This window comes from Vibrio sp. CJQ_6 (assembly GCF_043106745.1).
Taxonomy (GTDB): Bacteria; Pseudomonadota; Gammaproteobacteria; order Enterobacterales; family Vibrionaceae; genus Vibrio; species Vibrio furnissii.
In genome coordinates this window covers 121,509-135,386 of record NZ_JBICMV010000007.1, presented here as the reverse complement: position 1 = coordinate 135,386, position 13,878 = coordinate 121,509, and the positions used below count along the sequence as shown (strand labels likewise).

The window sequence follows — 13,878 nt, the reverse complement described above, 5'->3', positions numbered from 1 at the left end:
TGAATCTCCTTATCGATAATGAAACGTTTGAAACATCTATCGAGTCATTTGCAACGATTGCGCCAACTTAAGATAAAAATAAAAACCGTAACGATTTTATTAATTTAGAAAAAATCTTCGGTGTTTTCGCCCTGAAGAATGACGTCTATGGTGGAACTTTTGGTGCAAAATCGATCAATGGTGGTGCAATCGTTTCAGCCCCATGTCGAACCTCTGTGCTTAAAATGGCGGCTAGGGTTCGGCCGCCTTTTCTAACCTCAGAGATTCAAAGAGTTACGCTTTGTTCTTGCTTAAACGCAGCGCGGGCACCCAGGAGAATTCGGTTTCCATCAGATAACGATAGACAATCGCCGCCACCCCGCCACCGATAAACAGTGCGTAGTTCGCCAAGTCGGACACCACAAACGTCGCGACGATAGCGAGCAAGCTGGCACACACCAGCGCATACACGCTGTTCATGTTCACTCCGTTGTGATACCAGTATTTGCCCTGCTTCGATTCGGTGTACAGCGACGCCACATCGATCTCACCTTTCTTCACCAAGTAGTAATCGACAATGATGATGCCGTACAGCGGGCCAATCATGGCAGCCAGGACGTCCACTGTGTAGTGAATCACTTCCGGATTGTTGAACAGGTTCCACGGGGTCAGCAGCACCGAACCGAACGCGGCAATAAAGCCACCGGTTTTAAAACTGATTTTCTGCGGCGACACGTTGGAAAAATCAAATGCGGGCGCCACAAAGTTCGCCACAATGTTGATGCCGACCGTCGCGAAGATAAACGTCATCGCGCCCAGCACCGTAATCAATCCCGAGTCGAGACGTTTCACGGTTTCGACCGGATCAGTGATCATCTGGCCAAATACCGGAATCGACGCCGATACAATCACCACACTGAACACCGAGAACAGCAAGAAGTTCAACGGCAGTCCGAGCAAGTTACCCAACTTCAATTTTTGGTAACTGCTGCAGTAACGGGAAAAGTCACTGAAGTTGAGCGTTGGCCCGGCGAAGTATCCGGCAACCAGTGCGCTGGCAATGAACATCTGCATCACAACATCCCAGCCTTCGAGCTTTTTCGTGCTCAGGTTAAAGCTGATATTGTCCCAACCCGCCAGATCAATCATATAAAGACACAGCGCGAACATGGCGACGTAAATCGCCGGGCCCGACCAGTCGATGACCTTGCGAATCATGTCCATGCCGAACATGAACACGATGCCCTGAATGACCCACATGGCACTAAAACCAATCCAGCCCAGATAGGAAAGCCCTAAAAACGTGGGTTTAGCCAAGCTTTCCAAATCAGGGAAAAAGTACAGCAACAGAATGATAAATGAGCTGGACGCCAGAAACGTCTGGATGCCATACCACACAACTGCAATCAAGCCGCGAATCACCGCAGGAATGTTGGCACCAAATACGCCAAACGACATCCGCGCTACCACAGGAAACGGCACACCTGCTTTCTGGCCCGGCTGACCCATCAAGTTGGCAAACACCATCACAATCGAGATGCCAACCAATAAACTGATAAACACCTGAATGCCGTTTAGACCCAACGCAAACAGACTGGCAGCAAACACATAGCCACCGACGCTGTGAACGTCTGACATCCAGAAAGCAAAAATACTGTACCAGCCCCACTTCTGTTCTTTATCTGGAAGCAAATCTGCGTTAGCGAGTCTATCGCTGACTGGGAATTCCTTTTTCATCACGTCGCATCCTTGTTTTCACATTGTATACAATCACAAATACAAGGAGCGTGCCAAAATCGAAATGTATTGAAATCACTGGCTTTCGGTGATGATAGCCACTTTGAACTAGACTTAGAATGCACCACGAAAGTTCAGCGCGCCACATGTTAGTGCATAAAATTTCAGCAAATTGGCGATTCGAAGTAGAGTATAACGGATTGATTGGCCTGTAGACCTTTCACAACATGGTATACATATTGCAACGGTAAGTTGTATACAACAGTAAAGAGAGTGCGTATGTCTAACGACGAAAAAATTTATCAAAAGATGCTGAAAGCGATCGTCGAGCACCAGCTTCCCCCAGGCGAAAGACTGCCAGAAGATAAACTTTCAGAAGCGTTCGGTGTGAGCCGGACAGGGATTCGAAAAGTGCTGCAACGTTTGGCGCTGGAGCGGTTTGTGGTCATTCAGCCCAATAAAGGCGCGCAGGTGAACCGCCCGAGCCGCCAAGAAGCGGAAGAAGTGTTGGATAGCCGCATTATGTTGGAGCCGCTTCTGGTGCCTGAAATCAGTGAAAACTGGAATCTGAAAGTCGCGCAGCATTTTCGTGACATGGTGGCACTGGAAAAACAGGCAGACCATGAAGGCAATCTCTCTAAGTCGATTCAACTGACGGCGAAGTTCCACTATGAACTGGCGCGTATGGGAAACAATCAGGTACTGGCAGAGTTTATTGAGCAGTTGTGCTACCGCTCATCGCTCGTGATAGCCGCCTACGGTACGCGCGAAAGTGTGAGCTGCGATTGTGGTGACCATGTTGAGCTGATTGATCTGCTCGACCAACGCAAAGTCGGCCAAGCACAAGAGTGGATGCGTCACCACCTACTTCACATCAAACAGTCGATCTCGCTAACGGGCAAACAGGATGCTCAGGTGGACTTTAACTCGCTGTTCGCGCAAATGGATTAATCAATGAAAATTCAACTGATCAACCCCAATACATGTCAGGGCATGACCGACAAAATAGCGCTTTCTGCACAATCTGTATGTTTATACAGTAGTGAGATCATCACCCGCAATCCAGCGCATGGCCCGGAAAGTATCGAATGCGCCTTGGATGAAACCATTGCCGCCGCCGCGCTGCTCGATGTGATTGCACAAGGTGAAGCAGAGGGCGTTGACGCCCATATCATCGCCTGTTTTGGCGATCCGGCGATAGATGCCGCGCGCGAACTAGCTTCAGTGCCTGTCATTGGCATCGCGGGCGCAGCATTTCAATTGGCAAGCATAGTGTCACACCGCTTTGGTGTGGTGACCACCATGTCGCGCACCCTGCCTGCAGCCGAGCATCTGCTGCATCGTTACGGCTACCATCATCTGTGCTCAGGCGTTCGCGCAACCGACATCGCGGTGCTGGATCTGGAGCAGATTCAGGCCTCGGCCTATCAACAGTTGTTGCAAGAGTGCCGGGCTGCCATCAACCAAGACGGCGCGGAAGCGATTGTGCTCGGCTGCGCCGGGATGTCTGATTTAGCAACCGAACTCTCCGCGGCGCTCAATGTGCCGGTGATTGATGGTGTGGCAGCCGCCGTCAAATTGGCCGAATCATTACACGCACTCAAACTCACGACGTCCAAAAGCGGCAACTACGCCGCGCCACTTCACAAATCATTTCACGGCCGTTATCAACATTGGAGCCGTTAAGTCAGTGACAAGGAACTTCGATATGGAAATCTCAAATCCTCGCGATTACATCGGCTACGGCCGCGACAATGTACCGGATGCCAACTGGCCAGGCGGCGCAAAAATCGCGCTGCAGTTTGTCTTGAACTACGAAGAAGGCGGAGAAAACTGCGTCTTACACGGCGATCCGCACGCCGAAACCTTTTTATCGGAAATTGCGGGCGCCGAGCCGTTCCCCGCTCGCCACATGAGCATGGAATCCCTGTATGAATACGGTTCGCGCGCTGGGGTGTGGCGCATTCTTAACGAATTTAAAAAGCGGGAATTACCGCTGACCATTTTTAGTATTGCCACTGCGTTACAACGTAACTCAGAAGTAACACAAGCCTTCATTGAAGATGGACACGAAATCGCATGCCACGGTTTAAAATGGATTCATTACCAGAACATGCCGATCGAGCAAGAGCGCCAGCACATGCATCAGGCGCTCGAGCTGATTGAATCCCTCACGGGGAAACGCCCAATCGGTTGGTACACCGGCCGCGATTCCCCCAACACCCGCGAATTGGTCGCGGAACAAGACGGTTTGCTGTATGACTCAGATTACTACGGGGACGACCTGCCGTTCTGGACCCAAGTGCCAGACAACAAGCATCCCGGTTCAACGCGTCCGCACCTGATTGTGCCCTACACCTTGGATACCAACGATATGCGGTTTTCCTCCCCTTATGGGTTTAGCCACGGGGAAGAATTCTTTCAGTATCTCAAGGAGAACTTTGACTGTTTGTACGCAGAAGGTGCCGAGAAACCCAAAATGATGTCGATCGGTCTACACTGCCGCGTCATTGGTAAACCCAGTCGTTTTATGGCGCTGAAAAAATTCCTCGATTACGTCGCGCAGCATGAGGGCGTTTGGGTGGCGACTCGCGAACAAATTGCTCGTCACTGGATCGCACATCACCCGGCTTAACCCGTTGATTCTGTTTTTACAAACCGCCGCGACGCCCTTCCTGTCCGGCGTTTTTTTTATGCAACCCAATTTAATGCAAGTGCACCACAATCGAACAACATTTCAGCACCAATATTTGTGCGTTATAGCCTAACTCGCTGAATTACCTTGACTAACTGGTCAGAAATTTACTGGCATAGTGTTTGCTGTATTGATGAAAAATATGTCAACAATATTGTATACAAGGAAGTCAGTATGTCTCACAAGGAAAGTCACGACCTGATTTACGGGCTCGACGATAAGCCAACGCCTGGCGCAGCACTGTACGCAGGCCTGCAACATGTGCTGGCCAGTTTTGTCGGAATCATCACCCCTACACTGATTATCGGCGGCGTGTTGGGATTGGGCGATCATGTGCCTTACCTCATCAGCATGGCGCTGATTGTGTCCGGTGTCGGAACGTTTATTCAAGCGCGCCGCATTGGGCCCATTGGCGCAGGCATGATCTGTGTGCAAGGCACCAGCTTCGCGTTTTTGAGCTCGGTACTGGCCGCAGGCTTTATCGCCAAAGCCAAAGGCGGTGGCCCGGAAGAGATTTTGGCGCTGATCTTTGGCGTCTGTTTCGTTGGGGCATTTATCGAAATTGTGCTTTCGCAATGCATTGGCAAGTTACGCCGCATCATCACGCCGATGGTCACCGGCATTGTGGTCACGACGATCGGTATTTCCCTGATTAAAGTCGGCATGACGGATTTGGCCGGCGGCGTCAACGCCCCCGATTTTGGCCAATGGCACAACTTAGCGCTCGGCGCCGTCGTGTTAGTCACCATCATTGCGCTTAACCGCTCTCGTCATTTGATGGTGCGCCTCTCTTCGATTCTAGTCGGCATGGTATTGGGTTATGTGGCCGCCGCCAGCATGGGCATGGTGCATCTGGGGCACGCCTTTCAGCAGCCGTTGGTCAGTATTCCGGTGCCATTCAAATATGGCTTTGACTTCGACTGGTACGCGTTTGTGCCAATTGCCGTGATTTATGCGATTACGGCGATTGAATCGACCGGCGATATCACCGCCAACTGCATGATCACCAAACAGCCCGTCACTGGCCCGGCGTATTTAAGCCGCGTGAAATCCGGCATTCTCGGCGATGGCGTGAACTCGATGCTGGCCGCGGTATTCAACACCTTTCCAAACACCACGTTCAGTCAGAACAATAGCGTGATTCACCTGACGGGCATCGCCAGCCGTTATGTGGGTTACTTTGTCGCGCTCATCCTGTGCGTATTGGGGTTGTTCCCGATGATTGGCGCGATTCTCACCACGATTCCCAAACCCGTGATTGGGGGCGCAACCTTGGTGATGTTTGGCACCGTTGCAGCGGCAGGCATTAAAATCATTGCGCGTGAGCGTTTGGATCGCCGTAATCTGATGATTCTGGCTGTTTCGTTCGGGATCGGTTTGGGCGTGATGCTGGTACCAGATGTGATGAAAGCGATGCCCAAGTTGCTGCAAAGCATGTTTGGTTCTCCGGTGACCACCAGTGGCATTGCTGCCATTGTAATGACCTTAGTGCTGCCTGAACACGAGACAAATACAGCGTCCACATCATCGTCATCGGTGGCCGCCGTCAGCGAACGCTGATCTAGCCTGATTCCCATACAGCCAAAGCCTGCGTTCAAGCAGGCTTTTTATTGCGTCTGATCGGGTTTCTCCTACCGCCTCAATTTGCTAGAGTCGCACCACATTCATGACGTTGTAGATGTAAACAATGGAAGAGATTTATTTAGCGGGCGGCTGCCTGTGGGGCGTTCAAGAATTTATGCGCCATTTGCCGGGCGTGACACTGACCGAAGCCGGACGCGCCAATGGCACCACCGAAACCACACAAAGTGAATATGATGGCTACGCCGAGTGCGTGCGCATCCAATTCGACCCTGCGCAAGTCAGCATTGCGCAGTTGATGGATTACTTGTTTGAAATCATCGACCCTTACAGCATCAACAAACAAGGTATCGATGTTGGCCCGAAATATCGCACTGGCGTTTACAGCCACAACTCGCAGCACCTAAAACATGCCGCCGAGTACATCGCCAAACGCCCGGATGCCGACCGCATCGCGGTTGAAGTGCTGGCGCTGACGAACTACGTAAAAAGCGATGATGAACATCAAGATCGCCTGACGCGCTTCCCAAGCGATTATTGCCACATTCCACTCGATGTGCTGCACAAATATCGCAATCCGAAGCAATAACAAGTGGTTAGCGGCGAAGGGAGATCCAAATCTTCTTCATTCCGCAACAATTCTGTAAGACGGCGACGTTACTGTACAAAGGCTTAAACACGAGTCTTGTTTACGCATTACTCCATTTAAGGTCCATGTCCTTTTCTTACACCGCTTCTCTTAGGTACACGCCAGCCCCCTGGCGTGTTTTTTTTTTGCGTGTCGATGACTCACAGATACGAATTGAATCAGAAGAAACTGATGGGGAGATAGAAATCAATTTCAAACCGCTCATCTTCAGCCAGAAAATGGTTCTTGTGATAGTGGACATAAGCGGGTGTCGAACGCAGCTTATAACCCGAGGTGGGCAGCCATTGCTCAAAGATTTTGCTGACTTGTGGCAGCAACTCACCATACACGCCATGCAGCCGGAACATGGCATGTAACCCGCCCGGAATCGTCATTTGATTCACCACGCCACGTACTTTCAGTGGTTCCTCAATTGCCAAACATGCCACGTATCGACATTGATTCAATTCAACCCAAGCGGGATTGGAGTGATGCAGGCCAAAATGCTGATCAAACGGGCGCCCCTCTTCTTTCGCCCACGCTTTCAATACCAACCACGCGCGCTGGATCGAACGATTATAGCCTTGATGGCGCACATATGCCGTGAAACGCTCTTTGGTTTCCACTATTTTCGGTGTCGGTAGATCGAGGTTGGCAACGCGATTGTAGCCCGCCGCCACTTCGGGATCCTTCAAATAAGGTTGACTGTCGAGGTGCTGCTCACCCAGTCGCCAATTGCCCGGCGACATATGGAACGTTGCCTTAAACGCTTTTGAGAATGAGGAAAGCGAGCTAAACCCGCACTTGTTGGCGATATCAATCACCGAGGCGCTGTCATCAAACATCAATTGATTGGCCGCGTACTCCATGCGCGTGCGGCGAATGTATTGATGAATCGACTCACCGACAACCTGTTTAAATACACGATGAAAATGCTGTTCTGAATAGGCCGCTAAGTCCGCCAGACGTCGAGCGGATAAGTCATTGGTGATGTCTTGATGGATATAATACAAAATATCGTTAATTCGAGAGACGTGCTGTTGATTCATCGCTGAGATCGCATAAATGGACAATTATTTGAGCATAAATGGACAAACAAAAATACGCAACGAGTCGTACTATTCGAAAGATAAAAAAAGCATAAATACAGGAAGCACATATGGAAATCGCCCGTTCACTGCAACAGATCAAGTCCTCTTACATCCGTGAAATTTTGGCTGCGGCAAGTGATCCAAACGTCATTTCTCTTGCTGGCGGTTTGCCAGATGAAAAAACATTCCCCATCGATCTGATGCGCGACACTTTAGCCGGTCTGGCAGAAAAACCTGAGGTTTTTCAATATGGTGCAACCGCAGGTTATGGTCCACTGATTGCGTTTTTGAAACAGTATTTTGATTTGCCAGCAACCCACGATGTCATGGTGTGTACCGGTTCTCAACAAGGCCTCGATTTGATTGCTCGCGCCTACATCAACCCTGGCGACAAAGTCGTGATGGAAGCCCCGAGTTACTTAGGCGCCATGCAGGTGTTTGGTTTGGTGGAAGCTGAGATTGTGACGGTAACACAGACGCCACAAGGCCCTGATTTGGCTGAATTGGAAGATGTGTTCCGCAACCAACACCCGAAAATGTTCTATGCGGTTCCCGACTTTCACAACCCAACCGGCATTAGCTGGGCGTTAGAAACACGCCAAAAAGTGGCAGCACTGTGCGAAGCGTATGATGTGGTGATGGTTGAAGATGTGCCCTACCGCGAGTTGCGTTTCCAAGGTAATGCTTTCCCGCTCGTTTCTGATTTCTGTCCGAACAAATCGATCGTACTGCGTTCTTTCTCGAAAATTGCATCACCAGGCCTGCGTTTGGGCGCGGTCTCTGGTCGCAGCGAATACCTGACGCCGATGATCAAAGTGAAACAAGGCGCAGATTTGCACTCCAGCGTACCGATGCAAGCATTGCTGCATGCGCTATTGGAACATCCGCAGTTTCCTGAGCACCTGACGCGCATTCGAGAACTGTATCAATCTCGCAGCCAAGTGTTGTGCCATGAGTTGAACAAACAATTGCCGGCGGGATGTGAAGTGTACCCGGTGGACGGTGGCATGTTCGTGTGGATGACGATTCCACAATGCGACACGTTTGAACTGGCTAAACAGCTGCTAGCGAAAGGCGTGGCGGTGGTGCCAAGCCCCGTGTTCTATCCGAATCCGGATAACGCCCCTTCCGCACTACGTTTGAATTTCACCAACTCCACGCCTCAAGAGCTGGCTGATGCCGCCGAGCGTCTGACGTCGGTCCTGCGCACGCTATAACCGTTCGCGATGACACATGAGAAAGCCCGGACAATGCCGGGCTTTTTTGTGTTAAAACGTCTGTGTCAGACTCGATTTAAGCGGTGCGGGGCGTAAACTTTTTCGTCATACCATGACTTGCCGGCGCCACCAGCGTATAGCCGAGTTTTTCATAAAACTCGGGGCGGTCGGCAATCATCGACACGTACGATCCTTCCAGCACCACGGATGCGAGATAACGATCGATGTATTCCATGATTTCTCGTCCAAATCCGTTGCCTTGGTAATGCGGATCCACAGCAACATCGACAATCTCAAAATTACACGCACCATCACCGACCACGCGCCCCATGGCAATCAACTCGTCGCCATCTCGGATGACAACGGCGTACAAACTATTCGGTAGTGCAATGGTGGCCGCTTGTAACGACTTTGGGGATAAGCCTGCTTTGACGCGCATCTCGCAAAATTCTGCAGGGCTTGGGACTTTCTCTTCGTATGTTATGGCCATTCCTTTACTCGCTCTGTGTTGAATCTCGAAACCCGGTTACCCGTGAACAACCGAAACGTGACAATGTCACCATGAATTCCATTAAACCTGTTGATGACGATTGACTTCATTATGACGTAAAATCAATTACATAGTTAACGATTGTAGTCACAAGGTCAATGTTCATCGAACGCTGAATGGCGCATTGTTTGTAACGATTCTTAAACGGTCACGCTCGGTGTGACGCCGTGCTAACGGTTTGAAATCTCACAAGGCGAACGCGTTTACAGCGCCTTTAACTCGCCAGGTTGTGAAGCCATTCGTCGATGTTGTCTGCTAGTTTTCGGCATCACGATTTTTTCGATATCAGACACTAAAATGGCTGATTTATCCGCGTAAAAAAGCCCGGTCAATGCCGGGCTTTGGGTGCAACGAGATTCAAGTCACCTTTACTTAAACAAGCTGAACTTACCGGTGAACTCTTTCAGCTCAGCGGCATCACCAAACATACAGATACCAAAGTATTCGAGATCCTGTTCTGCGGTTTCTGCGGTCGCATTCACTTGCTCTTCAGACGAGCCGACAATCATGGTGTGTGTAAAATCCGTGAATGGAAGACCGCGTTGCAGTAGTTCTTCACGCACTTTTCGAATTTTATTGGAGTTGTCTGCTTTCAAGACGATGAAAGGATAATGAGAAATGGACGGATGCGTGCCGCCATCTTTATCTTGATATTGTAGAAAACAAAGGTCATCGACCGCTTCAATTTGACCGACTAGCCCCGCTGTCATGTGGCCCAGCGCGTTAAACAGGCGTCCCATCTCCACTTTTTTATTCAATACCGCGATAAAACGTTTTGAGCTTTCATCAGGTAACGTAGAAAAATCAATCATAACGATCCTTAATTCTTTTCAATGAACACCACAAGGGTGTGAAACCATGTGCGACCCAAAAGACCCGTATTGAGAACACGGCCAACTGCATGGTGGGTCGCCGTTGAAAATTGTGCAAGCCGCCGCCGAAAACGCTTGGTTGAGTGACACAAGTAATGAATGGGCACAAGTATCCCAAATAAAATGGCTGGCTTTTTGATTCTACGCAGCTTTACTTTCTCTATTCCGGATCGCTTTGATAATGTAAGGTTTCATTAGTTTAGCGACAGCTCTAAAGACTGGAACAACAACTGAGTTTCCAAACTGTTTGTATGCGGCTGTGTCTGCGCAGACAATTCTAAAATCAGTATCATTTTGTTCGCGGTCCCATTCCGGTTTTTCAAATCCCATTAGACGAGCACATTCCTGAGGCGTCAGTCGACGAGGCGTCCTATACAAGGAGTCAAACTCCTTCGCATAACGTCCATGAGCCGTATCATATTTAGACTCCCCCTCCTTAATCATCTCTTTGTATTGTTTTTCCGTACATTGAGGATTTTCAGCCCGATAGCGCTCGGCAAATGCTGTGGCAGCATCTGAACGGTCTTGATTTTTTTGGATACCATATTTTTTATTTTTCTCAAGATATTCCGGCGATAAGCCTTTGTGATTGATCAAAATTTCTGAACCGTCTTTATAGTATCGAGCAGACAAAGTTCGCGTCACTGCTTTGTCATCGTTAGGGTCGATTAAGCCGAATCCGAAACCATTACCTTTAGTCTGATGTTTCAAAGCATAGTGATATAGGTAATTCCATAGATTTGGAGTTAGAGTGTATTTTTTTTCTTCATCTTTACTCAGGTCACATAGGATATCTTTTACCGTGTAACGTTGTGATGGTTTTTCGATGTTTCGTAGCGTCAGTTCTGTAAATTGAGAATCTTCATTAACCAAGTCATTACGGATACCCACCAAAACTATCCGTTCTCTATGTTGGGGGGTAAAATGAACGCCATCGATAATGGTTGGTTCAGGTTTACGCTTACTGACATGACGAATCGCTTCTTCAATGTCATTTCCTTGGTCGGTTATATCTGCAATTCTGTATCCAGCCTTGTCTAACGACTTGATTATCGTGGCAAATGTATTTCCTTTATCGTGGCTTTTTAAGTTCTTCACGTTCTCGAGAACGAAGAACTTAGGTTGGCGTGCCAACAATATCTGCTCAACATCAAAAAACAACGTCCCCTGAGTATCACAGTCAAAGCCATGTGCTCGACCCATTGAATTCTTTTTAGATACACCAGCAATAGAAAATGGTTGGCATGGGAAACCAGCCAATAACACATCATGCTCAGGTATGTGTTTCAAAATACTTTCTTTTTTCTCTTCAACACTGCAATCATCGCCACTTCTAGTGATGTTGGTGATATCCATCAATGTTACATTTCGTTCAGGGTTTTCTTCCTTGCTATCAAGAAAGTATGCTAATTCCGCTTGGTCTACATAGTGGTTAGCTAGATAGGTACGACGAGCCCTTTCATCCCATTCACTAGTAAAAACACATTTTCCACCAATATCTTCAAAGCCTTTTCTTAGTCCACCGATACCAGCAAATAAGTCAATGAAATGAAATTCTGGAGCATCCCAATGCTTAGGCCTAGCGGGTAGCAGGCGACTTCGTATATCTTGCATTGCCTTTTCACTGAAACAAATTGGATTCTTTTTGGGGTCTGCTTTCCAGCGATTGAGCCTCTCTCTGCTAATTTCTTGCTCATAGCCTGAGTCCAACTGTTTTAGCTTTAACGCCAAGTTCTTTTGGTCGTATACTTCAACAAGTAACTTCAACAGTTTGTCGCTTTCTAGCTGACAACGCTCAATGCGGAGGGTATCTTCGATATCTCCGCTATTTAGAATTTCATTAGTTTTCATTGCATTTAGGAACAGTGAGGGGAATTTTGAGTGACATTCTATCACACAAAAATCCCATTTTCTCATTAATGTTTATTTATACAGTGTTTTTCTGTTCAGAATCACAATTACTCAGACGTATGAGTTCAGATGTTTCATACAATTCGAGGCTTGATTTATAGATGTCGTTAACACGCCATTGCGAACGGCGTTTGTTACGCTTAGGATCTGCTGGATTGAACTTTGGTGCCGGATCTAAGTACACCGTTCCTGAATGAATAGCGTTAAACAACTTTTCTGCATTAGTATCCTTACACCACAAAACTTCGTCAGCAAATTGAATCTTGTATTTGAAACCTTCAGTTAGAGTTTCTATATCGTCGTTTTCGAGCTTCTCCGCTGGATAGTAAACAACCTCATTATGTTTAGCTCCCCAACAGTTCAACAATCGCTCCAACGACCACGAAGCAGCAACATTCCCTTCACGGTCTTCTAAGACCACTTCCATCTGGTTCATTTGGCGGGTAATAGGTCTTTCGGGGTCATAGTAACCCGACTCATAACGAATGATATTTTTGCCAGCAAAATCTTTAATTTTGTAACTGTGTATGCAACGAATTTTAAGTGTTAGACCCGTTTTTTCATTTTCTTTATAGGCTCGATGCAAACCAGTTAAGCGGTAATCATCCCCTTTCAGATAGCCATAGCGAGTCATGAAATCAGCAAAACTCTTAGCATACAGTCCACCATCTGGCTCAGGCGTAAACAATGTAAGTTTTTTACGTGTAAAGCATTTAAGCTCTATGCCAAAAATATCACCATTTTTATCTGCATTGGGCTTGATACCACAGGCATGCTCAAGAGTGTAGCCATGTACCTGCGTTCCCGTGAATGGAATAGTGTCTCCGTTTCTGTCAAAGCGACACCCTAGCAGCGTCTTTCTAGCGACATTCTTCTTTAGAATCTTTCGCAACTTAAAGCTGCCATTTTCAATGCCTAAGTCAATCTTGATCGCTTTACAAACACTGGAACCATAGTAAGTATCCAATGCTTTGAATTCTTTAACGAATTGCTTCCCCGGATCAATTGCCATAATCGCAATCGCGTGACCACTTTGTGTCGCACCTAAAATTAGGTATCTAGGTTTCTGGTCGTCTCGTTTTGTATATTCAACGGACATTGAGCGAGGCATCTCGCCAGTTTCCGTAATAAATCCGGATAATCTCGCCTCTGGATATTGTGCGTAGATAATCGCTTTACAAGCTTTGGCATCATAAAGTTTCTCACCCTTACTAAGCCAAGAAAATCGATGAAACAATGCCTGAGGAATCGCTTTTCCGGGAGCAGAAGTACGCTTTGTCACACTGCGACTTTCGCCCCTATCACTGAATCTAAGGTCAAAAATAGAATTCAACAGACTCGCATCAGAGTGATAGTAAACTTGGTTTTTATCATTCGCATTTTTGGGCAATGACTTAATCAGTGCTATTTCGCAACCATGAGGACGTAATAGATTTCTAACCTCATCAAAGTTAGGAATCGAAAAGTGATCAAATTGATTGAATGTGTACATAGAGCAACTACATCAAAGGAGATGGAAAATTACACTATGCTTAATTACACGTATATTCAATGATTTATGTGCTAACTGTTCAACTTCATCACACTTTACTAATACTTTGCATCGCTTATACCCAA

Annotated in this window: 12 protein-coding genes; 6 read left to right on the top strand and 6 right to left on the bottom strand. The window is 47.8% G+C overall.

The window, feature by feature from the left end:
• Positions 1–273 precede the first annotated feature (273 nt).
• Positions 274–1,716: an NCS1 family nucleobase:cation symporter-1 gene (locus ACF8PK_RS01310; protein WP_392439713.1), complete on the bottom strand. Its 1,443-nt coding sequence runs from the start codon at positions 1,714–1,716 to the stop codon at positions 274–276.
• 279 nt (positions 1,717–1,995) lie between these two features.
• On the opposite strand from ACF8PK_RS01310, the gene ACF8PK_RS01305 reads away from it, so the two are divergent.
• The 5 genes from ACF8PK_RS01305 (at position 1,996) to ACF8PK_RS01285 (ending at position 6,581) form a co-directional block, all read left to right on the top strand.
• Positions 1,996–2,667 carry a GntR family transcriptional regulator gene (locus ACF8PK_RS01305; protein ID WP_044364829.1) on the top strand — a complete coding sequence of 224 codons (672 nt, stop codon included), beginning with the start codon at positions 1,996–1,998 and terminating at the stop codon, positions 2,665–2,667.
• 3 nt (positions 2,668–2,670) lie between these two features.
• Positions 2,671–3,402 carry an aspartate/glutamate racemase family protein gene (locus tag ACF8PK_RS01300; RefSeq protein ID WP_392439710.1) on the top strand — a complete coding sequence of 244 codons (732 nt, stop codon included), beginning with the start codon at positions 2,671–2,673 and terminating at the stop codon, positions 3,400–3,402.
• Positions 3,403–3,424: 22 nt separating this feature from the next.
• On the top strand, positions 3,425–4,351 hold the full coding sequence (gene puuE, locus ACF8PK_RS01295; protein ID WP_392439707.1) for an allantoinase PuuE: 927 nt from the start codon (positions 3,425–3,427) through the stop codon (positions 4,349–4,351).
• A 234-nt stretch (positions 4,352–4,585) separates the two neighbouring features.
• Positions 4,586–5,971 (top strand): nucleobase:cation symporter-2 family protein, encoded by a 1,386-nt coding sequence (locus ACF8PK_RS01290; RefSeq protein WP_392439704.1) that lies wholly within the window; start codon positions 4,586–4,588, stop codon positions 5,969–5,971.
• 127 nt (positions 5,972–6,098) lie between these two features.
• On the top strand, positions 6,099–6,581 hold the full coding sequence (locus ACF8PK_RS01285; RefSeq protein ID WP_392439701.1) for a peptide-methionine (S)-S-oxide reductase: 483 nt from the start codon (positions 6,099–6,101) through the stop codon (positions 6,579–6,581).
• 218 nt (positions 6,582–6,799) lie between these two features.
• On the opposite strand, the gene ACF8PK_RS01280 is transcribed toward ACF8PK_RS01285, so the two are convergent.
• The gene (locus ACF8PK_RS01280; RefSeq protein WP_038152372.1) at positions 6,800–7,669 is read right to left on the bottom strand and encodes a GyrI-like domain-containing protein; all 870 of its coding nucleotides are present in this window, start codon (positions 7,667–7,669) and stop codon (positions 6,800–6,802) included.
• A 110-nt stretch (positions 7,670–7,779) separates the two neighbouring features.
• Here ACF8PK_RS01280 and ACF8PK_RS01275 point away from each other — a divergent pair, with 110 nt between their 5' ends.
• Complete coding sequence (locus ACF8PK_RS01275) at positions 7,780–8,928, top strand: PLP-dependent aminotransferase family protein (RefSeq protein WP_004728089.1); 1,149 nt, start codon at positions 7,780–7,782, stop codon at positions 8,926–8,928.
• A 76-nt stretch (positions 8,929–9,004) separates the two neighbouring features.
• Here ACF8PK_RS01275 and ACF8PK_RS01270 read toward each other — a convergent pair whose 3' ends face one another.
• From ACF8PK_RS01270 to ACF8PK_RS01255, 4 genes are all read right to left on the bottom strand, one after another.
• Complete coding sequence (locus tag ACF8PK_RS01270) at positions 9,005–9,418, bottom strand: GNAT family N-acetyltransferase (RefSeq protein WP_004728088.1); 414 nt, start codon at positions 9,416–9,418, stop codon at positions 9,005–9,007.
• A 428-nt stretch (positions 9,419–9,846) separates the two neighbouring features.
• The gene (locus ACF8PK_RS01265; protein ID WP_014257280.1) at positions 9,847–10,290 is read right to left on the bottom strand and encodes a DUF2000 domain-containing protein; all 444 of its coding nucleotides are present in this window, start codon (positions 10,288–10,290) and stop codon (positions 9,847–9,849) included.
• Positions 10,291–10,491: 201 nt separating this feature from the next.
• On the bottom strand, positions 10,492–12,201 hold the full coding sequence (gene dcm / locus ACF8PK_RS01260) for a DNA (cytosine-5-)-methyltransferase (protein ID WP_392439696.1): 1,710 nt from the start codon (positions 12,199–12,201) through the stop codon (positions 10,492–10,494).
• 76 nt (positions 12,202–12,277) lie between these two features.
• Positions 12,278–13,753, bottom strand: coding sequence for an MvaI/BcnI family restriction endonuclease (locus tag ACF8PK_RS01255; protein WP_392439693.1), 1,476 nt, complete (start codon positions 13,751–13,753; stop codon positions 12,278–12,280).
• Positions 13,754–13,878 lie beyond the last annotated feature (125 nt).